Genomic DNA, 20,926 nt, shown 5'->3' with positions numbered 1-20,926 from the left:
CCAGGAATGGCTGTGCAGTATCCCGATGCGTTAAATCTCCAGCCATGATACGGGCACTCGATTTCTCCGTTACAGACCTTTCCCCCGGAAAGCTCTACCAAGCGGTGCGGGCAGCGATCATATAATGCGGCGATATTTGCGCCGCTACGAAACAAGACAACCGGTTTCCCAAAAAACATTATGCGCTTGGGCTTATGCCCAATATCCGACAGTCGTGCGACGGCATGCCAGGCTTCAGAAAGGACGTTCACAAATCAAACCTTTCCAGCAAAGGAATTCCAATGCGTGATAATATCCATTCCATTATTCGAATGGCACAGCGCTGTTTTCGCGGAAGATGTTTTTCATAAACCGCAGTATATTCAATTATCGGTTTTGCCCCTCTGAGACGCTTAAAGCTCCCTGCACCGGCACTCATGTTGAAAAACTGTTTGTTATCCAAAGCCAGTGACTGCCCAACAGCCATAACAAGGCGATAAAGCCCATCCTTACGCGGCAAGCTTGTATCATATCCAACAATCGGCTGGGTCAGGGTTTGGACATTGGAAAAGAAACCTGCCACAGCAACAAGCTGGCCGGCATCATCACGGTATCCGGCCAGCTTAAACAGGCCACGCTGATGCATTTCACGGATATAACAGGGCGAATAATCCGGGTTTAGGGGGGTGTATTTATCAAGATACAACATTTTATAAAGGTCGGCCGCGCGGTGATAGTCAGCCTCGGTGAAGCTGTCGTCAGGTGCAAACAAATACCGGGTTTGGCGTCTTAGAGCCCGATCATAACGCACGTTTTGTGGCAGTTTTGGGGGCGGCTGACGGCCATCAAAGAGGTATATCCGGCGGGCAGGGAGCAAACGAAAACCGGCCTCACGCAGATTTTTGATGGTCTCGAAATCTGTCTGCTTGTTTAACGAACGAACGACAATAGCGTGGCCCGGATGTGTCGTGGAAACCTGTTTAGCAATATTACGCGCCGACATCACATCGATAAAAGGAACCGGATTGGTCGATAACAGCCAATTATTGATCTGGGCTTGCCGATCCAACCCTGTCGCCAATAGCAACGGACGGCAACAGTGAATAAGAATTTTGACAAGACGAAACAGGATCGGCGATTGCACAAAATTTCGCGTCTCATCAATAGCATAATCAATATAAGCTGTGCGGGGGCAGCAAATATAGCAATTTGCATCCTTGGTCGGGCGGTTGATCGAAACCGGGAAATCAACTCCATTAACCGTGATCTTTGTTATGTCTGTTTCCAGATTGGCAATTAGTTCGCCAATCGGAACAGCATTGAACAAGCCTACAAACTGCTCAACGGCTTTTGTGTTATTTGATTGTTGAAATTCCGGTGTTGCCAACATCACAGAACCGGTCGAACCATACGTGTTCGAGAAGTCTCGATTGTCGGCACATCATTCAATTTGCTCAATCTCTATACCATATCGCGAGAAATGGGTTCATCGGCAACGAATTCGCCACAAGAAGTAAATTCAGAAACGCTCCAGCTGCACCATCTTTAACAAAGATCAATAAGATCTATAATATATATTATGACAAATATTGGTCAAATCCGGCTTACATAAAGTTAACAGTTTCTCGTAATTTTCACACAACATCATATAGTTACCAACTATTTTTCATCCTTCTCAGCCTAAACCCGGATCACAAATAGCGCCGGTGCAATTCTTCCATTCGGGTTCTTTCCTTTCTGGTCCGGCATTGTCCGGTTTCGGCATCGTGTGGATGAACACGCCCGTTTTTGTCGATATCAAATGTTCGGCTGGCTCCGATGACACCTTTTTCAGAACTATACACACCAACCACCATAACCTCGAATGATTTGCATCTTATACCTTCCTGATCAAGAAGATCTGTTGTTGCATCGATGTTTTGGCCTTGATGTTCAGCATTCCGCTGCGTAATCAACCCTTTGATATCCCCGATATCTAGCGACGTTCCCGCCGATAATGGTCCTTGAAAAGTTCCATATTCATTGGTGTCTGCGCGCTGGTCGTCCTGCATCGGTTCCCAATCACTGACAAGGTACCAATGTTCACGCTCGGCGTTCTCATCGTCACCATCTGTATGCAAGCCCACGAGAATGACGTCGATATGAACGCTTTCCTGGCTCATATTGCTAACCAGAAACCGGGACCGCAACGAGCGCCCCCGTGTTTGATTAATCAGCAATTTGGGACGCCGCGTGCGGCGATATTGAGCCATCAGGATCTGGGCATAAAATATCCAGATACCCAGCGTCGCAAAGCTGACGGTAATCTGTAAAACGGTATGGTAATTTTCGATCCAATCCAGCATTTCTACCCGCCAAACATTCATGAAATAACGGGCTTGGCTTAATGCAACCCCGCAAACACGGATGTTCAACGTCCTGAATTTTAAAGAGTTCCCGTTTTAAACGGACTACTGCTCCTGGCGTATTTCACCTGAAAATCAACCCGCGCCACCCCCGGGACCGCGCATAAAATCTTTTCACGCAAGGATAACGCCCCGTCGTCCCTCAAAAAGGCTACTTGAATTAGAGGTGTATCACCATGGCCACATGTTGAGTTTTTGGTTCGGATCGCATCTTAACGGACGGACGACAATTTTGATTAATTGCGGAATTTTTACCCCGCCGACCTCAGTTTCGGGACGTATCGTTGCTTTTTTCAACAATAACTTCATGATCCAGCAATGGCGCAACATCAATATCGCCCGCATCCATCATGGTTGATACGCGCTGAAGGGCCGCCACCAGAAAGCTTTGCTCCCAGTCCTCCAGATTATTGAACCTTTCTGAAAAACGATCATGCAGCGCCATTGGCGCACGTGCCAGAACCCCGCGGGCAGCTTCCGTAAGACGAACATAAACCTTGCGTTTGTCCGAATGTCCCCGCGCCCGCTGCACCAGCCCCATTAATTGTAATTTATCGACCAGCGCGGTCGTTGATGCCTGGGCAAGGTTAACCTTGGCCGCAATTTCACCGACTGTCATTTCGCCGGAATCTTCCAGCGACTGCAGGACCAATAATTGTGATGTTTTCAGGCCCGCCAGCTTGCTAAGACGCTTGGCATGTATATCGCTGGCGCGCAATATCCGTCTAATTGAAATCAGGGCGTCGTGAAGTCTGTCCATTTGCGGGTTCCGAGCGGCAATCAACAAGTACTTCTTATAACCTGCCAAAGCCCTGTCAGACAACGACTTTTCAGCATTTCCATTGATTTCCCACATAATATTATATCGAATGCTATGGTTATGTGACATCGAAAAACTTTGGAAATGAATTTGTTCCGATATATTTAGCAAATAAATTATTCATTTAATTTCAGCAGCTTATCAGAATAACCGCAAAACTCGCCACCTTCTATCTTGATTAAAATATATCGATAATCTATGTTTCTGATCGTTAAGCTAAATCGATTGACGAAACAATTAGGCAGATAGAACGATGAAAGTTGCCACAAGCGACGGCAAATCGACCCGCAAGACCAACCTGGTTATTCGCAAGCCGAAGTCCACCGATGGGGCTGCGGTGAACGAATTGATTGCTTCTTGCAAGCCGCTTGATGAGAACTCTGTTTACTGCAACCTGCTGCAATGCTCGCACTTTGCACCTACCTGTGCACTGGCCGAGCTTGACGGCGAAGTGGTCGGTTTTGTGTCCGGTTATCTTGTTCCGGAAACACCTGAACGCCTGTTTATCTGGCAGGTGGCGGTTTCTCCCAAGGCGCGCGGCCTGAAGCTGGGCAAGCGCATGATCCTGGATATCCTTGATCGCCGTGTGTGCCACGACGTAAGCGAACTGCACACCACCATCACCACATCGAATGCCCCGTCACAGGGTGTCTTTCGCTCGGTGGCACGCGAACTTGAAACAGATGTGAACCGCAAGGTTTTGTTTGAACGTGAAACACATTTTGATGGCGCCGCTGCCAGTGAAATTCTGTGGCAGATTGGACCGTTTGAACGCGTAGATGTCGCACGCGTTGCCGCCTGATTTTTCACCTTCAAAAACTGTCAAAACGCCGAAATTCCGGGAACAAACCCGGGTCTTCGGCGTTTGATATGACAGAAGAAAAATTTATTTTCTCCCCAAATGAAAGAGAGAATTATGACTGTATTTGATCGCCTTGAATCGGAAGTTCAGAGCTATGCCCGCTCCTTCCCCGTAACCTTCAAAAAAGCTGAAGGTTCATGGCTGACCGATACGGATGGCAATCGTTATCTGGATTTTCTCGCCGGTGCCGGCAGCCTTAATTATGGCCATAACAACCCGGTTTTGCAGGAGCGCCTGATCGACTATATCAAGGCAAACGGCATTACCCACGGTTTGGATATGCATACATCTGCCAAGGAAGAATTCCTGAGCGCGATGGAAAGCAAAATTTTCAAGCCCCGTAACATGGAATACAAAGTCCAGTTTACCGGTCCGACCGGCACCAATGCGGTTGAAGCAGCCCTTAAGCTGGCACGCCGCGTTAAAGGTCGTGAAAACGTCATTTCATTCACTAATGGTTTCCATGGTGTAACGCTGGGTTCGCTTGCGGTAACGGGTAATGAACATCACCGTGGTGCTGCTGGTGTACCGCTTGATAACGCCGTAGCAGTTCCGTTTGACGGATATATGGGCGATGATGTTGATACAACCGATTATCTGGACCGTGTTCTTTGTGATAATTCCAGTGGTATCGCTTTGCCTGCCGCCATCATTGTTGAAACGGTACAGGGCGAAGGTGGCCTGAATGCTGCTGATTTTGACTGGTTGAAAAAAATTGAAGCCCTATGCCGTAAACACGACATTTTGCTGATTGTTGACGACATTCAGGCGGGTTGCGGGCGTACCGGCACATTCTTCAGTTTCGAACCCGCTGGCATTAAGCCTGATATGATCACGATGTCCAAATCGTTGTCGGGTTATGGTCTGCCCTTTGCCGTTGTACTGATCAAACCGGAATACGACGTCTGGCATCCGGGCGAACATAATGGCACGTTCCGCGGTAACAACCATGCCTTTGTAACGGCAGCTGCGGCATTGGAGCATTTCTGGTCTGATGACAAATTTGCTAGCGACGTGAAAGAAAAGGCCGAATTCCTTGGCAAACGCCTGGAAGAAATCGCCACACGTTACGGCGACAATGGCAGCATCTATCGCAAAGGTCGCGGACTGATGCAGGGTATTTGTTTTGAAAGCGGCGAAATTGCCGGCAAGGTTACATCGGAATGCTTTACCCATAACCTGATCATTGAAACCAGCGGCCCAGAAGATGAAGTGGTTAAATGTCTGGTTCCGCTGACAATTTCAATGGAAGACTTGGCGCATGGTCTGGATGTTCTTGAAATGTCGACAGCAAAGGTCATGGGAAAAAACGTCGTGACGGCTAAGGCTGCAGCGGAATAACCTGAAATTGATTTTTTATGGCAGCGACGTCACCGTTGTTGCCATAAATTTCGAACCATAAAATACAACAAATCAAAGAGTTACAAATGATTGTTCGCACCCTGAAAGAATGTGAAGAAACCGGTCGTCGCGTCGTTGCAGACAACTGGGAAAGCACCCGGTTGTCGCTGGCGGATGATGGTATGGGGTTTTCGTTCCATATCACCACCATTTATGCAGGCACCGAAACCGAAATTTGCTATGCGAACCATTTTGAAACGGTTTACTGCATTTCGGGCAATGGCGAAGTTGAAACCATTGACGATGGCAAAAAATACAAAATCGTTCCAGGTACGGTTTACATCCTGAACAAGCATGATCGCCACTATCTGCGCGGTGGCAGTGAAGACATGGTTGTGGCCTGCGCGTTTAATCCGCCGCTTAACGGGCGTGAAACGCACGATGAAAACGGTGTCTATCCGTTAGATGCTGATGCCCTTGCCAGCTAACGATATATCGGGTTCGGGCGGTGTAACGCATCGCCCTGCCCCCCTTATCCGAGAAACTTCCAAGGAAACGGCCCCCAAAGGAGGCACCATGGTTTCAGCCCGTAAAAAAGCGGATGCCGGACACAGCGTTCACAAGATCGGTGGAACGTCCATGACACAGGTTCAGGCTGTGATGGACAACATTCTGGTTGGTGATCGCGACGAAAGCGCGCTTTATAATCGTATTTTTGTTGTTTCAGCCTATGGCGGCTTTACCGACTTGCTGCTTGAGAACAAAAAAACAGGTGAAGCAGGCGTCTATCAGCTTTATGCCGGTTCGGAAACCGACTGGGCCTGGGGTGATGCCCTTAACAAGGTCGCCGATAAAATGTGCGCCCTGAATGAAGAAATTTTCCAGGATCAGTCTGAACTGAAACTGGCCAATTCCTTTGTCCAGGAACGCGTTGAAGGCACACGTAGCTGCCTGATGGACCTGCACCGTTTATGCAGCTTTGGCCATTTCAAACTGGAAAAGCACCTGCTGACCGTGCGTGAAATGCTTAGCGCCATTGGTGAAGCCCACAGCGCGCACAACACCATGTTGTTGCTGCGCGGCAAGGGTGTAAATGCCGTGTTTGCCGACCTTTCAGGCTGGCGTGAGCCGGAAGCATCGACGTTGGATGAACGTATTGAAAGTGTGTTCACCAACATTGACGTCAAAACCCAGATGCCAATTGTTACGGGTTATGCCCAGTGCAGCGAAGGCCTGATGAGCATTTATGGCCGTGGTTATAGCGAAGTGACCTTTTCGCGGATTGCCTGCATGACCGGGGCACATGAAGCCATCATTCATAAGGAATTCCACTTGAGCAGCGCTGATCCGCGCATTGTTGGTGAAGACGCCGTTCGTCCCATCGGGCGGACCAGTTATGATGTCGCTGATCAGCTTTCAAACATGGGGATGGAAGCCATTCATCCGCGTGCCGCCAAAGGGCTTCGCCAGAACGGTATTCCACTGCGCATTGCCAATACGTTCGAGCCGGAACATCCGGGCACCGTCATTGATGATGACTGGCACCCTGATGAAAGCCGGGTTGAAATCGTGACTGGCATCAGCACCGCCTTCGAGATCGAGGTCTATAACCAGGACATGGTTGGTGTTCCCGGTGCGGAAGAAGAGGTCCTTAGTGTTCTTAAACGCTATAAGGTTCCCACCGTTACCAAAAACCTGAACGCCAATACCATTACGCATTACGTTTCAGCCCCGCTTAAGCAGATCCGTCGCTGTGTTGAGGAAATTGAAGGTAAACAACCTGAGGCAACGGTTAAAACCCGTAAGGTTGCTATTGTTTCCGTAATTGGGGCCAATATTGATCAGCCTGGCCTGTTTGCCCGCGCTGTCAGTATCCTCGATGATGCGGGTGTTGAACTGGTCGCAAGCCATTCGCCAAGCCGTCGGGTTGATCTGCAATTTGTAGTGACAGAAAGCGATTTTAACAAAGCAATCGTGTCTCTGCATCGCGGGTTGGTTGAAGGTAAAAAAGCAACCGATACCGACGACAGCAAAAAGAAATCTTCGTCAGATAATGTTGGTGAACTGGCTGCGGCCTGATCATCTATTGACGATAGAACATACAAAACACAAAGCCCGCAAATTTAATTTGCGGGCTTTGTTGCGTCCGACTTGAAGTCATCACAGCTTCACGTTACCAGCATAAAACAGATTTCTCGTCTGTATGATGAGATCGAACCCAAAATGGAGTTTTCCAATGCCATTGGCCGCGCTATCCCCCATGGATCAGCTATTGCAGGTTATGAAAAAACTGCGAGACCCTGAAACAGGATGCCCCTGGGACATTGAACAAAATTTTGCAACGATCGCCCCTTACACCATCGAGGAAGCATACGAAGTTGCCGATGCCATCACGGCAAATAACATGCTTGAACTGCGCGAAGAGCTGGGTGATTTATTGTTACAGGTGGTTTTCCATTCGCAAATGGCCGCCGAAGAACAAATTTTTACCTTTGATGACGTCGCCCGTAGCATTACCGACAAAATGATTGCCCGGCATCCCCATGTTTTTAGCGATGATAACGCCAAAACCCCGGACCATGTCAGCCAAAACTGGGAAAAACTTAAGGCAGCAGAACGCGCACGCAAAGCAACAGGCAATGAACAAACCAGCGCCCTGGACGGGGTTGCATCTGCCCTTCCCGCCTTGATGCGGGCAGAAAAGCTAACCAAACGTGCGGCCCGTGTCGGGTTTGACTGGCCTGACATTGAACAGGTTTTTGACAAACTAAGCGAGGAAATTGGGGAGCTTCGTGCCGAACTAACGGACACCCCCGATCATGACCGATTGGAAGATGAATTGGGCGATATGCTATTCGTGATGGCCAACCTGGCGCGAAAAATCAATGTCGATCCCGAAGTTGCCTTGCGGCGAGCCAATTTGAAATTTACCCGTCGCTTTCAATTTATCGAACAGGAACTGGCCCGGAACGGTAAAACCGCATCGCAGTCAAGCCTTGAAGAAATGGACATGTTGTGGGATGCCGCCAAACAACACGAACGCCGAAAAACAACCGAATAATCAAAAGAACGATTGAATCTGGCCTTTAAGTGAGCAACCCGGAACAAGTGCTTTCACATGAATAAGCCCGGACATTTGCAGGCGGGTTCCCGATACAGCACTTGTTTTTATTGGCATCTGGCTTCCTGTTACCCGGCCCCGCTGGTTGCCATCTTGTCGGCCATAGGGCAAATTTAACCCTGCCGTCTATCTGACATACCCACTCTCCGGCAATTTTTTCCTTATCCGGGACATTAGCAGGGATATACCTGCGTTCCCATTTCTATCACTGCTTAAATCTGCCCCGTAACAACACGCTTGCGCCCGGGGCGTTGGAGATCCCCAGAATTATATCAAATTTTCAGATACTTACGGGGATTCTTACCGGTGAAGGATCAGGTTTTTTTACCAAAAACCGGTAATAACAACGTATTTATTTCGTCCCATAGCTCCGGTGTGGCAGCACATATCAGGGCTGGCGCATCACCTTCAGCCCGATAGTCAGAAGCTGGCTTTTGCGCGGAAATATACCGGGCAACGCCCCCGGCCTCACGTACCAGTAATGTTCCAGATGCATGATCCCAGGGTTTCAAAGTACGATAAGCACAAAAATCATATTGCCCCTGAGCAATTTCCTGATATTCGGCCCCACAACACGAATAATGAGATATTTTTTCAAAAAAGTCGTGGTGTCCGTGTAATTTTATCAACCGATCCCGGACATAGGATATTAAAAAGCCCCGTGCATTTTGCGCATGCGTGACGTTTTTTCGCACAGAAACAGCGTGTCCGTTATGAAAGGTGCCACTCCCCTGCTCGGCCACAGTAACATCGCCACTAATCGGGTCTATAATCCATGCTGCAACTGTTTTTCCACCCCGATACAGCGCCAGCATGGAACGAAACGGTTGCCGATGATGGGCAAAATTTTTGGTCCCATCAACCGGGTCAATAATCCAGATTGGGTCATTACCGGCAAACACCCGGTCCTGCAATGATGGATCATGATGGGCGGCCTCTTCCCCCAACGCGACACTACCTGGCAATAATGACGTCAAACGTTGGGTTAAAACGCGCTCGGCCTCGGTATCTGCAATGGTAACAAGGTCGAGCGCATGTGTTTTAACATCGATATCAGCGGCATCAAGCTGCCCGAAACGCGGAGCAATTTCTTCGGCGGCGACTTCGCGGATGATAGCGGTAATCTTGTCTATATCCGGTGTCATCACTTTAAAAATCCTGCGTCGTTATCGGGTTACACGGAATAAAGGTCCAAGCCGTTTTTCTGGCACCAGTCGTCAAACTTTCCAACACGGGTTTCGTCAAGCCGGATTTCGATGCTGATACCATCATCGCCTTCAATACGGTTCAACACTTCACCCTGTTGATAAAGCCCGGCCAGTGCTTTGCCATTTGCATAAGGAACCAGCACCTGAAACACCGGCATTTCAGCCGTGAGACGGTTTTCGATCAGTTGCAACAGATCCTGGCAATTTTTGCCTGTCAGGGCAGAAACAACCATGGTGTTTTCGGTACGGTTGCTAAGCTCGTGTACGGCCAGCGCATCTTCCTCAGTTAGAAGATCCGCCTTGTTCAGGGCCTCGACAAGTTCGGCACCATCAATCACCTGCTGAAGCCCCAGTTCCTTAAGAACTTCTAACACGTCCTGCTTTTGCGCATCGGTTTCGGACGAAGACACATCACGGACGTGAACAATCAGGTCCGCTTCCAGAACTTCTTCCAGTGTCGCCCGAAATGCCGCAACCAGATCGTGCGGCAAGTCAGACACGAAACCAACAGTATCAGACAAAATCACCTTGCGACCACTGGGCAGTTCCAGCCCCCGCATGGTCGGGTCAAGGGTTGCGAACAACATGTCCTCAACAAAAACATCCGACCGGGTAAGACGGTTAAATAATGTCGATTTCCCCGCGTTGGTGTAACCAACCAAAGCCACAATCGGGTAAGGCACCCGACGACGCGCCTTGCGGTGCAAATCGCGGGTCCGTTTAACCTCTTCAAGCTCACGGCGCAGTTTTGCCAGCTTGTCGCCAATCAAACGACGGTCAATTTCGATTTGTCGTTCACCAGGACCAGCCAAAAAGCCCCGACCGCCACGCTGGCGTTCAAGGTGGGTCCAGGTTCGAACCAGACGGGATCGTTGATAACTTAACAAGGCCAGCTGAACCTGCAAGCTACCTTCACGGGTTTGCGCCCGGTTGGCAAAAATTTCCAGGATCAAGCCAGTGCGATCAATGACCTTGGCTTTCCATGAACGTTCAAGGTTACGTTGCTGGATTGGCGTTAACTGACCATTGACCATGATCAGGTCTGCTTCTTCGTCACGAATCCACTCGCCGATTTTATCGACGGTACCCGTGCCAAAAAGGGTTGCCGGACGAGGTTTCGCAATAGAGACGATTTCCGCCCCTGCGACCTCGAAATCCAGCGCACCGGTTAAATTTACGGCCTCGTCAAGGCGCGACTGTGAATCACGCCAGGCAGAAGCGGCATCCATACGTTTGGGATCCGGGTGGATCACCAAGACGCGGGGGCGTGCGTCTTCTTCGTCCACCCCCGATGTCAGTGTTTCGTCAGCTATTTTCTTCGTCCGTTGCAGGCTGGCTTGGATCAAACAGTTTAATTGGCGTCGTCGGCATTACCGTCGAAATCGCGTGTTTGTAAACAAGCTGTGTGTGGGCATCGCGCCGCAGCAAAACAGAAAAATTGTCAAACCAGGTAATAATACCCTGCAATTTGACTCCGTTGACCAGAAATACGGTAACCGGCGTTTTGTTTTTACGGCAATAATTCAGGAATACGTCCTGAACATTTTGTGATTTTTCCGCCATTGGTTAGACCTAGCCTTCTTTTATGAGCGTTTTTTTGGTTTTGGGCGGTCAAGGAAAATACCGAACCGTTAGTCCTTAATGGAATTTACGGTTCGCGTCCCACCTTCTTGTGACCTGGTGAAACTATAAGGCTTTCCTTAAGTGTTTTACAACCCCTGCAAGCTCTTCGCAATCAGGGAAATGCCAATCAGGGCAAAAAGCTGCGGTTTCTGCGGCATCAGCACCACCGGTTACTTCATCGCCAACAATAATTGCAACCGCCCCGGCATTGCGTGCGCACTGGATATCAACCACGCTATCGCCGACAAACCACAGAGTCCCACCTTGCATTGCAGCATTTTTACCTAACGCCATATGAACCGGGTCCAGGGCGGGTTTGTCGTTGATTGCATCTGTCGCACCAACCTGTTCGCTAAAAAAGTGCCCCCATTCCAGATGGGCAACTTCGGCACGCAAAAAGTCACCGTGTTTATTGCTGACAATCGCGGTGTAGATTCCGGCATCCTTTAAGGCCAGTAACAGGTCATGCGCGCCCTTTAAAGGGCTAAGTTTTTCCAGATGAATATTGTGAAAATGCTCATAGAAACGATCCTTGGCTTTTTCCCAATCATCGCCAAACAACGCCGGAAAACTATCCCGCAAGGATCGGGCCACGCGAACATGCGCTTCTTCCATTGTCCAGCGTTCCAGTCCGTAATCGTCAAAGGTCAGGTTCAATGCCACAAGAATGGGCCCCCAACTGTCAACAAGGGTGTTATCCCAATCGAACAAAACAGCATCGGGACGTGACAAGGAATTTTCTGGCATAATAATATTTTCAGTTCATTAGGATAAAAATATAACCAACTACATAAACAAGGCAGCCACATGAAAATGCTTTTTCCGCGCTGCTATCATCATTGAAAGTCAGTCTGTTGATCTGGTACGTGCATCGTTTGCCAGTTGGTCCATGGCATCGAAATAGGCATCGCGCAGGGTTTTGCCAACCGGGCCAATTTCCCCGTTGCTAATCGCAACATTGTCAATTTTCCAAACTGGCATCACAAATGTACTGGCACTTGAAACAAAGGCTTCTCGCGCATTTTGCGCTTCTTCAACACTAAACGCCCGTTCTTCAAATTTAAAACCGTTTTCTTTGGCAAATTCAATAATTGCCATCCGGGTAATACCACGCAGGATATTATGATCGGCCTCTCGGGTAACAATCACGTTATCTTTCGTCACAATCCACGCATTGGATGAAGCACCTTCGGTTACATACCCGTCCGCATCGACCTGCCATGCTTCAAAGGCACCCGCTTCCTTCGCCTTTTGTTTCGCCAATGTGGCTGGCAACAAGGCAACCGTTTTAATATCGCGGCGGGCCCAGCGTTGGTCTGGCGTTGTTATAACAGTAACAGCCTTAACATCACGTCCCGGGAATTTCTTGTTGCGCGCGGTGATCACAAGGGTTGGTGCCGCAGCAAAAGGAAACGGAAAATCACGGGGCGCAACGCCACGGGTAACCTGAAAATAAACCAGCCCTTCGCGAACCAGATTAAGCCGCACCATACGACGCAAAATCTGGGCAAGTGCCGGACGGGCAAGGGGCATAGCAATGCGCAATTCATCAAGCGATCGTTCCAGGCGGTCCAGATGCCCCTGCTCGTCGATCAGTTGGCCCTTATAAACTGCGACCACCTCGTACACACCGTCGGCGAACTGAAAGCCACGGTCTTCAACATGGACCGACGCCTCGGAATGTGGAACATAGCGACCGTTGACATAGGCAATACGCGACATCATTCACCCTTTAAAATCTAAAAACGCGGCGGACCAACCCAATAATGATCATCCGCCCTGCTCTGCTTGCCATTCATTAATGACCTAGAAATATTCCAGCCGAACGGCAAACATCTTTTCAACTTTCTTGATCTGTTCGGAGCCAGAGAACACAACGATACGATCATTGGCTTCGATCACTGTATTGGCACGCGGCATGACCACTTTGTCGTCACGTAAAATGGCACCAAACACAACACCAGGCGGCATCGCAATATCCTTGATCGCCTTGCCCACAATCGGGGCTGTTTCAAGGGCCTCGGCCTCCAGCACCTCACCAAATCCTTCTGACAGGCTGTGAACAGCGCGAATGCGCCCCCGGCGCACATGTTGCAAAATGGTCGAAACCGTTGTCATACGCGGGCTGATCACCACATCGACGCCCAGTTCGGAAACCAGGGACGTATAGGTACTTTTATTGACCAGTGTCAGCGCACGAGGGCACCCGTACCGTTTGGCCAGCAATGATGACAAAATGTTTGTTTCATCATCATTGGTCAGGGCGACGACGGCCTCGGCGTTGGCAACGTTGGCTTCTTCCAGCAATTCCGGGTCCAGAACATCCCCGCACAGAACAACACTTTTCTTGGGTAGTTTCTGGGCGACAAATCGTGCACGTTCAGGATCTGATTCGATCAGGCGCGTTGTAACACCGGGGAAGTTATTGTTGATCTCCTCGGCCAGGAACAAGGCAATATTACCGCCGCCAAAAATCACGATCCGGCGAGCTTCCGGGTCTTCGTGACCAAAGGCAGACATGGCCCTGTCAACCTGATCACTTGATACCGCCAAATACACCAGATCGCCCGCCAGCATCTGGTCTTCGCCTTTGGGGTAAACCGGTTTGTCATTACGGATCATACCCATGATCGAAATATTCAAATCCGGGAATAGCTGATGTAACTGACGCAAGGGGGTATTGATAACCGGGCAATCTTCATTGCAGCGCAAGCCAAGGATTTTAACCTTGTCATCCGCAAACGGGATCATATCAAACGCACCCGGCGCCCGCAGGCGCCGTGCGACAGCACGTGCCACTTCCATTTCCGGGGAAATTACCACATCAATCGGTAATTTTTCACGGCCGAATAACCCGGCCCATTCAGGCTGCAGATAGGTTTGGCTACGAATTCGGGCAATTTTAGTGGGTACATTAAACAATGAATGCGCCACCTGGCAGGCCGTCATGTTTACTTCATCGGCAAATGTCACTGCAATCAGCATATCGGCTTCATCTGCGCCGGCCTGTTGCAACACATCGGGGTGCGAACCAAAGCCGATAATACCCTTAACCTCAAGCGTATCTGAAATCTTGCGGATCAGTTCTTCGGACTGGTCGATAACCGTTACATCGTTTTGTTCGGCAGCAAGATATTTGGCAATGTGGAAGCCCACCTGCCCCGCGCCACAAATGATGACTTTCATTTAGATCTTTCTCCTGATCAAAAGCCTGCTGGCATTAATCGCGTATCAATCACCAACGCGATCACCGTAAATGCCAAGGCTTTTGAGCTTTCTGTGCAGGGCGGAACGCTCCATCCCGATAAAATTGGCAGTTTTGGAAATATTCCCGCCAAACCTGTCGACCTGAGTTTGAAGATATTCCTTTTCAAACAGTTCCCGTGCTTCACGCAACGGCAATGCCATAATCTCACTGGTTTTATCAAATGCCAGGGACTCAGGCATATCGGAAAAAAGTTCGCTGGGCAGCATCTTGCCGCTGATCATTTGTCCGTTTTCACCAGGCGACATGATCATCAGTCGTTCAATGACGTTTTTAAGCTGACGCACATTTCCCGGCCAGTCATAAGCATGCAACGCAGCTATGGCTTCGGGCGATAGCTTCCGCCGGGGAAGACCGGTTGCATCGGCATAGCGCGATAAAAAATAGTCTGCCAGTTCAGGGATATCATCGCGGCGCGCTATCAGGGGTGGCACATCCAGCGGCACCACATTAAGCCGGTAATACAAATCCTGGCGGAATTTTTGTTCTTCGATTTTTTCTTCAAGATCGCGCGATGTCGTTGCAATTACCCGCACATCAACACTAACCGGGGTTGATCCCCCAACCCGGACAAAGGTTTGATCCTGCAAAACACGAACGATCTTACCCTGAGTTTCAAGGGGCATATCTGCCACCTCATCAAGCAGCAAAGTGCCGCCGTGGGCGATTTCCATCATGCCTGTGCGTGCATCGCGAGTGGCATTACCAACGGCCCCAAACAGCGATTCTTCCATCGTTTCGGGCGAAATATTAGCACAATTAAGCACCACGAAAGGTCCATTCGCACGGGCCGAACTGCGATGCACCAGCCGGGCAACCACTTCTTTGCCTGTACCGGCCGGGCCGGCAATCAAAATGCGGCTACCTGTGCGGGCAACCCGTTCAATTGCCTGGCGTAAATTGGAAATAACCGGTGTTTTCCCCACCAGTTCCACATCGCCACCCGCCCGTAAAGTAAGTTCGCGGTTTTCGCGGCGCAAACGCGCATCTTCGATAGCGCGTTCAACAACAAGCAGCAAACGTTCGGTATTAAACGGCTTTTCAATAAAATCGTAAGCGCCATTACGTGATGCTTCAAGGGCCGTTTCAATATTACCATGCCCCGAAATCATCACAACGGGGACTTCGGGATGTTCACGCTGGATCAGCTTTAAGGTTTCAATGCCATCATGCTCGCTGGCTTCCATCCAGATATCAAGAATAACAAGGGTCGGCCGCCGAGCAGCAACCTCGGACAATGCCTGCTGACTGGAGCCAGCGGCACGTGTCGTATAACCTTCGTCTTCCAGAATGCCTGCAATGAGCGACCGGATGTCTTCTTCATCGTCGACGATCAATATATCGTGCGCCATGTTTCGACAGTAACCTTGGTGTTTCTAATTCATTGTTGTGCGGGATCGACCTGATCTATACCGTTGGCGGTACATTATCATTTCCCGAAGAATTTTCAGTTAATTTTGCCGAGCTTTGCGGAAAGGACAATGTAATCCTTGCTCCACCCCCGGTGCCGTCAGCGAGTATAAGCTCTCCACCATGGTCTTCCATGATTTTCTTGACAATCGCCAAGCCAAGTCCGGTTCCCTTGCTACGGGTCGTCACATACGGCTCGGTCAACCGTTCCCGATGTTCGATTGGCAAGCCACGTCCGTTATCCTCTATCACAATATCAATCCGCGAGTGAGCATCTTCACGGCGTGATATCAGAACACGAATGTGCCCGGGAGGAACCTCGCCGTCATCGCCATTTCGACCGGCAATAGCCTCGGCGGCGTTTTTCAGGGTATTGATAAGGCACTGGTTGACCTGACGTGCATCACATTGAATTCTGGTTTTGATATTTTCGTCAATTGCAAAATCATAAGTGATCGACGAATGGGCCTGTTGTTGTAAAAACAGGGCATCCCGTGTGAGTTCCGCCAAATCTTCTTCGCGCATTTTCGGACTGGGCATGCGCGCAAAGGACGAAAACTCATCGACCATCCGGCCAATATCCCCAACCTGTCGTACAATCGTTTCGATGCAGGTTTTAAATACCTCGGTATCGCTTTGAATTTCCTTTAAGTATTTACGGCGCAATCGTTCGGCTGAAAGCTGGATCGGCGTAAGTGGATTTTTAATTTCATGGGCGATACGACGTGCAACATCTGCCCATGCCGCCATGCGTTGGGCATTTTGAAGCTCGGTCACATCGTCAAACGTTACCACATAGCCAAAAATAGACCTGTCGCCAGCCCGTTCAACCGTCACCCTGGCCAGCAACATCAAATTCAGGCCATCCCGACGAATTTCAATCTGCCGCGGCTTGGATCGATCCCCTTCCTTGATGGCTTCGTCAAACAGAACCGTGAATTCGGGAATGACTTCACAAATTCCATGTCCCACCTTTTCCTCAAGGTCCAGTGCCAGCAATTCCGATGCGCTGCGATTGGGTAAATTAATGCGACAATCAGCATCCAACCCGACAACACCTGCCGTCACCCCACCCAAAATGGCCTCGGTAAAGCGTCGGCGCTCGTCATTTAACCGGTTTGCTGCAATCAGCTCGGCACGCTGGGTATCAAGCTGGGCTGTCATGCGGTTAAATGCACGGCTTAGGGCTTCAATTTCATCGCCCTGCCCGTCTAATGGCACCCGAAATGATAAATCGCCATCACGAACTTTTTCAGCGCCATGAATAAGCTGAGAGATCGGCTCGACAATTCGTGTTGCCACTGTCAAGCCGAGCATTACTGCTGCAAGCAGCAAAACAACCGCTATAATCACAAAGATCATTACAAATGTAATGACAATGCCGGACCGTTCACCTTCAAGGTTTTCATACGCCTTAACAGCACGCCGTGCCTGTTCGATCCGGTCAAGGACATTACTGTCCACAAACCGGCCTACCAGCAAAAAACCATCAATGAAATTATCCAGCCTGACAACGGCCCGTATGCGATCTTCCGTGTCCCCCAACATCAGAACCACATCGTTAACCCGTGCGCGATCGAATACTTCTTGCGGCACAGGGGCGCCTTCAGGGTCATAGGAAAAACTGTAATCTGACTGGGCAATAACGCGGCCACTGCCATCGATAATCAGGGCCTCGGGCAGACCGCGTGCATCGGCTTGCGCGGTAAGAATACGTGCCAAACGACCTGGATCCGTCGCAAACGAAACCCCGAGACGTTGCAGATCGCTGGCGGTTGCCAGCGCATCCGCCCGGATCAGTTCCTGATGTTCCTGCAAATAGGCCTGGGCAATGACCATGCTTTCTTCAACCGCTGTTCGAATACGGTCGCTAAACCAGCCCTGAATGCCGAAATGCAGAAACAGCGCAGAAAAAACAGCCACAATAATGGCCGGGGTAACGGCCACCAGGCTAAACATTAAAACCAGCCGGGTATGTAACTTTGCCCCGGCGGTGCCTTTGCGCCGTTCCACCCAGATTTGCACAAGCTTGCGGGCCACGAGTGTAGCAAGTGCAAGCAACAAAACCAGATCGATATTAAGTAAGATGATAATCGTGCGTGGATCAGGCCGCAACGGCGCTGTTCCCGTCATTGCCAGATAAGTGACAATTGCCGACAGCAACGCTGAAATTACCAGCCCAATGGCCAGTTTGCGAGACTGACCAATACGGCCTAAAGCCTTAACAAAAGCCGATTGCTGCCACGCCTTTCGGCGTTGGCGCGCCGGAACGCTCATTTGGCGCCCCGCACGACTTCAAGCCCAAGATCACGAATTTTCTTACGAAGCGTATTACGATTTAGCCCCAATACTTCGGCTGCCTTCACCTGATTACCCCGTGTGGCTTCCAGCGTTACGGTCAATAGCGGACGTTCCATTTCACGCAAGATACGGTCATACAGGCCGCTTGACGGCAAATCATCGTCATGGGCGTCATAATACTCTCGTACATGGCGCTCGATTGATTCAGCCAGGGATTGTGGCTCTCCCATCGGGGCTGCTTCAGCAACACTGTTTTCGGCAAATTCGGTTTCAATTACGTCCACACCAATCACGTCCTGCGAATACAGGGCCGTCAGACGGCGCACCATATTTTCAAGCTCGCGAATATTACCTGGCCAACGATGCGCTTTTAAGCGGGCCATCGCATCGGACGACAGGTTTTTACGCGGTAGTCCCTGTTCACTTGCCTGCGCCAGAAAATGATTCACCAGTTCAGGAATATCTTCCAGACGTTCGCGCAGGCTGGGCAAGCGGATTGGCACCACATTCAAACGATAAAACAGATCTTCACGGAAACTGCCTTCCCGGATGAGCTTGCGCAAATCCCGGTGGGTGGCGGCGACAATGCGCACATTCACGCGAATGGGCGTACGCCCCCCAACCCGGGTATATTCACCTTCCTGCAAAACACGCAACAAACGGGTTTGCGCCTCCAGCGGCATATCGCCAATTTCATCAAGAAACAGCGTTCCGCCTTCGGCTTGCTCAAACCGGCCAACCTTGCGTTCATTAGCCCCGGTAAAGGCACCTTTTTCATGACCGAACAATTCGCTTTCGATCAACTCGCGCGGAATAGCGGCCATGTTAATGGCAACAAATGGACCATGACGGCGCGATCCATATTCATGCAAGGCCCGCGCAACCAGTTCCTTGCCTGTGCCGCTTTCACCCGTAACCATTACCGTTAAATCGGTATTCATCAATCGTGCCAGCGACCGGTAAATTTCCTGCATCGCCGATGAACGACCAATCAAAGGCAAACGATCATCGCCTTCGTCATTGGGGGATTTCGTATTTTCCTGATTAACCGGCGTTTCAAGTGCCCGATCAACAATCCCCATCAACTCATTCAAATCGAAAGGTTTTGGCAAATATTCAAATGCACCACGCTGTGCAGCCTTAACAGCAGTTAACAAGGTATTTTGCGCGCTCATGACAATTACGCGCAGATCAGGGCGCAATTTGCGAATACGCGGCACCATGTCGAGGCCATTTTCATCAGGCATCATCACATCAGTGATCACAAGGTCGCCTTCACCATCGGCAATCCAGTCCCACAAGGTTTTACCGTGGCCGGTACTGCGGACTTCATGCCCCTGACGCGACAGCGCCTGGGTAAGAACGGTACGAATGGCACGATCATCATCGGCGACAAGAATACGGGCTGGTTGCGCGCTCATAATGTTTCTTCCTTGATCCAGCTATCTTTCTGAGTGGCCTGCACATTTTCAGCCAAAGTACGATGATAGATCGGCAACATGATTTGAAATTCAGCTCCCCCGGTAGGAACCTCTTTTACCTCGATCACGCCCCCATGGTCGCTAATGATTTTAGCAACCAGTGCCAGCCCCAGCCCGGACCCGGTAGGTTTGGTGGTTACAAACGGGTCAAACAGGCTTTCTCGCATGTCTGGTGGAATACCCGAACCATTATCGCGCACCGAAACAACCAGTGGCAAATGTACCCGTGTATCTCCGCCAGCAACTGCCAGACGAACCCCATGCTGATAGCGGGTGGAAATGGTAATTTGGCCATCATCGGATTGAACGGCTTCGGCAGCATTTTTGACAAGGTTGAGAAACACCTGAATCAACTGGTCGCGGTTGCCATAAACCGGCGGCAAGGATGGATCATAAATCTCTTCAAAATGAAGGTTGTGTCCAAAGCCGTTTTCCGCCAGTCGACGGACATGCTCCAGCACAGTATGAATATTAACAGCCCCGCGCTCCAACGGCTTGTCGGAAAAAATTTCCATCCGGTCGACCAGATTAACAATGCGGTCTGCTTCATCGCAAATCAAACGGGTTAACACCCGGTCATCTTCATTTGCTGTTTGCTCGAGCAATTGTGCCGCACCCCGGATACCTGACAACGGATTCTTGATCTCATGAGCCAAAATCGCCGCCATTGCACTGACCGAACGTGCAGAGTTTCGGCTAAGCAGTTGATTATCAATCTTTTGCGCAATCGAACGGGGCTCAAATGTTAAAACAGCAGAGCCTATTTCCTCGGGCATAGACCCGACGGTCAGGTTAACCGCATGCCGTCCGATCTTAGGGCTTTCTATCAATAAATCATGATCGGCAACCAAAGTTGCTTCATCAATAGCCTGTGCAATTAACGAAAAAACCGGGCTGTCCCCGGGGATAAAATCCTTCAGGTTACTGCGGCACAACACAGCTGCACTGGTATTGAAAAGCTGTTCGGTTGCCTGGTTCACAAACCGGATTTTGCCATCACGGTCGGCGACCACCACTGCGCTGGCAATTGCGTTTAAAACGCCGGCGGGATCAACATTGTGTCCCTTGCCAAAGCCAAGCCTCATTTTCCGTCCCCCGATCGTAATCTGC

18 protein-coding genes and 1 pseudogene are annotated in these 20,926 nt (G+C 50.1%); 5 read left to right on the top strand and 14 right to left on the bottom strand.

The genetic code is table 11. The features are described 5' to 3' along the window. Window positions 1–5: 5 nt before the first annotated feature. The 4 genes and pseudogenes from J4E05_RS24050 to J4E05_RS01340 all read right to left on the bottom strand — a co-directional run. Window positions 6–251: pseudogene (locus J4E05_RS24050) on the bottom strand (Rieske 2Fe-2S domain-containing protein); the annotation flags it as partial. Further along, the gene (locus tag J4E05_RS01350; RefSeq protein WP_349591827.1) at window positions 248–1,306 is read right to left on the bottom strand and encodes a hypothetical protein; all 1,059 of its coding nucleotides are present in this window, start codon (window positions 1,304–1,306) and stop codon (window positions 248–250) included. The gene J4E05_RS01350 and the pseudogene J4E05_RS24050, both read right to left, overlap by 4 nt. A gap of 364 nt (window positions 1,307–1,670) precedes the next feature. Further along, complete coding sequence (locus J4E05_RS01345) at window positions 1,671–2,324, bottom strand: hypothetical protein (RefSeq protein WP_349591826.1); 654 nt, start codon at window positions 2,322–2,324, stop codon at window positions 1,671–1,673. Between the two features lie 325 nt (window positions 2,325–2,649). Then, window positions 2,650–3,144 carry a MarR family winged helix-turn-helix transcriptional regulator gene (locus J4E05_RS01340; RefSeq protein ID WP_085592228.1) on the bottom strand — a complete coding sequence of 165 codons (495 nt, stop codon included), beginning with the start codon at window positions 3,142–3,144 and terminating at the stop codon, window positions 2,650–2,652. A gap of 313 nt (window positions 3,145–3,457) precedes the next feature. Here J4E05_RS01340 and ectA point away from each other — a divergent pair, with 313 nt between their 5' ends. The 5 genes from ectA to mazG all read left to right on the top strand — a co-directional run bounded on the left by ectA (window position 3,458) and on the right by mazG (window position 8,468). Next, on the top strand, window positions 3,458–4,006 hold the full coding sequence (gene ectA, locus J4E05_RS01335) for a diaminobutyrate acetyltransferase (RefSeq protein WP_085592230.1): 549 nt from the start codon (window positions 3,458–3,460) through the stop codon (window positions 4,004–4,006). 114 nt (window positions 4,007–4,120) lie between these two features. Then, complete coding sequence (gene ectB, locus J4E05_RS01330) at window positions 4,121–5,407, top strand: diaminobutyrate--2-oxoglutarate transaminase (RefSeq protein WP_085592232.1); 1,287 nt, start codon at window positions 4,121–4,123, stop codon at window positions 5,405–5,407. A gap of 86 nt (window positions 5,408–5,493) precedes the next feature. Beyond that, window positions 5,494–5,895 carry an ectoine synthase gene (locus J4E05_RS01325; protein WP_085592234.1) on the top strand — a complete coding sequence of 134 codons (402 nt, stop codon included), beginning with the start codon at window positions 5,494–5,496 and terminating at the stop codon, window positions 5,893–5,895. 88 nt (window positions 5,896–5,983) lie between these two features. Then, window positions 5,984–7,486: an aspartate kinase gene (locus J4E05_RS01320; protein WP_349591823.1), complete on the top strand. Its 1,503-nt coding sequence runs from the start codon at window positions 5,984–5,986 to the stop codon at window positions 7,484–7,486. Window positions 7,487–7,643: 157 nt separating this feature from the next. Beyond that, window positions 7,644–8,468, top strand: a complete 825-nt coding sequence (gene mazG, locus J4E05_RS01315) for a nucleoside triphosphate pyrophosphohydrolase (protein ID WP_349591821.1) — start codon at window positions 7,644–7,646, stop codon at window positions 8,466–8,468. Between the two features lie 374 nt (window positions 8,469–8,842). Here mazG and J4E05_RS01310 read toward each other — a convergent pair whose 3' ends face one another. The 10 genes from J4E05_RS01310 to J4E05_RS01265 all read right to left on the bottom strand — a co-directional run bounded on the left by J4E05_RS01310 (window position 8,843) and on the right by J4E05_RS01265 (window position 20,901). After that, entirely contained in the window at window positions 8,843–9,673 is an 831-nt protein-coding gene (locus J4E05_RS01310) for an inositol monophosphatase family protein (RefSeq protein ID WP_349594618.1), read from the bottom strand. A gap of 29 nt (window positions 9,674–9,702) precedes the next feature. Further along, on the bottom strand, window positions 9,703–10,965 hold the full coding sequence (hflX, locus tag J4E05_RS01305; protein ID WP_349591819.1) for a GTPase HflX: 1,263 nt from the start codon (window positions 10,963–10,965) through the stop codon (window positions 9,703–9,705). Between the two features lie 76 nt (window positions 10,966–11,041). Then, window positions 11,042–11,299, bottom strand: coding sequence for an RNA chaperone Hfq (gene hfq, locus J4E05_RS01300; RefSeq protein ID WP_007089557.1), 258 nt, complete (start codon window positions 11,297–11,299; stop codon window positions 11,042–11,044). A 123-nt stretch (window positions 11,300–11,422) separates the two neighbouring features. Continuing rightward, window positions 11,423–12,106 (bottom strand): HAD family hydrolase, encoded by a 684-nt coding sequence (locus J4E05_RS01295; protein ID WP_085592242.1) that lies wholly within the window; start codon window positions 12,104–12,106, stop codon window positions 11,423–11,425. A 99-nt stretch (window positions 12,107–12,205) separates the two neighbouring features. Then, a complete protein-coding gene (locus J4E05_RS01290; RefSeq protein WP_349591816.1) occupies window positions 12,206–13,084 on the bottom strand; it encodes a D-amino-acid transaminase in 879 nt (292 codons plus the stop codon). 81 nt (window positions 13,085–13,165) lie between these two features. Beyond that, window positions 13,166–14,545, bottom strand: coding sequence for a Trk system potassium transporter TrkA (gene trkA, locus J4E05_RS01285; RefSeq protein ID WP_085592245.1), 1,380 nt, complete (start codon window positions 14,543–14,545; stop codon window positions 13,166–13,168). A 45-nt stretch (window positions 14,546–14,590) separates the two neighbouring features. Beyond that, window positions 14,591–15,976: a nitrogen assimilation response regulator NtrX gene (gene ntrX / locus J4E05_RS01280; RefSeq protein WP_085592247.1), complete on the bottom strand. Its 1,386-nt coding sequence runs from the start codon at window positions 15,974–15,976 to the stop codon at window positions 14,591–14,593. 55 nt (window positions 15,977–16,031) lie between these two features. After that, on the bottom strand, window positions 16,032–18,311 hold the full coding sequence (locus J4E05_RS01275) for a sensor histidine kinase NtrY-like (RefSeq protein ID WP_349591813.1): 2,280 nt from the start codon (window positions 18,309–18,311) through the stop codon (window positions 16,032–16,034). Beyond that, on the bottom strand, window positions 18,308–19,756 hold the full coding sequence (gene ntrC, locus J4E05_RS01270) for a nitrogen regulation protein NR(I) (protein WP_085592251.1): 1,449 nt from the start codon (window positions 19,754–19,756) through the stop codon (window positions 18,308–18,310). Before ntrC ends, J4E05_RS01275 begins: the two co-directional genes overlap by 4 nt. After that, the gene (locus J4E05_RS01265) at window positions 19,753–20,901 is read right to left on the bottom strand and encodes a two-component system sensor histidine kinase NtrB (protein WP_085592253.1); all 1,149 of its coding nucleotides are present in this window, start codon (window positions 20,899–20,901) and stop codon (window positions 19,753–19,755) included. Before J4E05_RS01265 ends, ntrC begins: the two co-directional genes overlap by 4 nt. Window positions 20,902–20,926: the final 25 nt, after the last annotated feature.

The organism is Thalassospira sp. NFXS8 (assembly GCF_040148805.1).
Classification (GTDB): domain Bacteria; phylum Pseudomonadota; class Alphaproteobacteria; order Rhodospirillales; family Thalassospiraceae; genus Thalassospira.
Note: the sequence above shows the minus strand (reverse complement) of the source record. Positions and strands in the feature narration are given on the sequence as shown.

What these genes read in the sequence shown, in the direction of transcription:
- hflX (WP_349591819.1), bottom strand. Translation starts at nt 10,965, where the DNA reads ATGGATGCCGCTTCTGCCTGGCGTGATTCACAGTCGCGCCTTGACGAG.
- J4E05_RS01275 (WP_349591813.1), bottom strand. Translation starts at nt 18,311, where the DNA reads ATGAGCGTTCCGGCGCGCCAACGCCGAAAGGCGTGGCAGCAATCGGCT.
- J4E05_RS01290 (WP_349591816.1), bottom strand. Translation starts at nt 13,084, where the DNA reads ATGATGTCGCGTATTGCCTATGTCAACGGTCGCTATGTTCCACATTCC.
- hfq (WP_007089557.1), bottom strand. Translation starts at nt 11,299, where the DNA reads ATGGCGGAAAAATCACAAAATGTTCAGGACGTATTCCTGAATTATTGC.
- J4E05_RS01310 (WP_349594618.1), bottom strand. Translation starts at nt 9,673, where the DNA reads ATGACACCGGATATAGACAAGATTACCGCTATCATCCGCGAAGTCGCC.
- J4E05_RS01265 (WP_085592253.1), bottom strand. Translation starts at nt 20,901, where the DNA reads ATGAGGCTTGGCTTTGGCAAGGGACACAATGTTGATCCCGCCGGCGTT.
- ntrX (WP_085592247.1), bottom strand. Translation starts at nt 15,976, where the DNA reads ATGGCGCACGATATATTGATCGTCGACGATGAAGAAGACATCCGGTCG.
- mazG (WP_349591821.1), top strand. Translation starts at nt 7,644, where the DNA reads ATGCCATTGGCCGCGCTATCCCCCATGGATCAGCTATTGCAGGTTATG.
- ectB (WP_085592232.1), top strand. Translation starts at nt 4,121, where the DNA reads ATGACTGTATTTGATCGCCTTGAATCGGAAGTTCAGAGCTATGCCCGC.
- J4E05_RS01345 (WP_349591826.1), bottom strand. Translation starts at nt 2,324, where the DNA reads ATGCTGGATTGGATCGAAAATTACCATACCGTTTTACAGATTACCGTC.
- J4E05_RS01295 (WP_085592242.1), bottom strand. Translation starts at nt 12,106, where the DNA reads ATGCCAGAAAATTCCTTGTCACGTCCCGATGCTGTTTTGTTCGATTGG.
- ectA (WP_085592230.1), top strand. Translation starts at nt 3,458, where the DNA reads ATGAAAGTTGCCACAAGCGACGGCAAATCGACCCGCAAGACCAACCTG.
- J4E05_RS01340 (WP_085592228.1), bottom strand. Translation starts at nt 3,144, where the DNA reads ATGGACAGACTTCACGACGCCCTGATTTCAATTAGACGGATATTGCGC.
- ntrC (WP_085592251.1), bottom strand. Translation starts at nt 19,756, where the DNA reads ATGAGCGCGCAACCAGCCCGTATTCTTGTCGCCGATGATGATCGTGCC.
- J4E05_RS01325 (WP_085592234.1), top strand. Translation starts at nt 5,494, where the DNA reads ATGATTGTTCGCACCCTGAAAGAATGTGAAGAAACCGGTCGTCGCGTC.
- J4E05_RS01320 (WP_349591823.1), top strand. Translation starts at nt 5,984, where the DNA reads ATGGTTTCAGCCCGTAAAAAAGCGGATGCCGGACACAGCGTTCACAAG.
- trkA (WP_085592245.1), bottom strand. Translation starts at nt 14,545, where the DNA reads ATGAAAGTCATCATTTGTGGCGCGGGGCAGGTGGGCTTCCACATTGCC.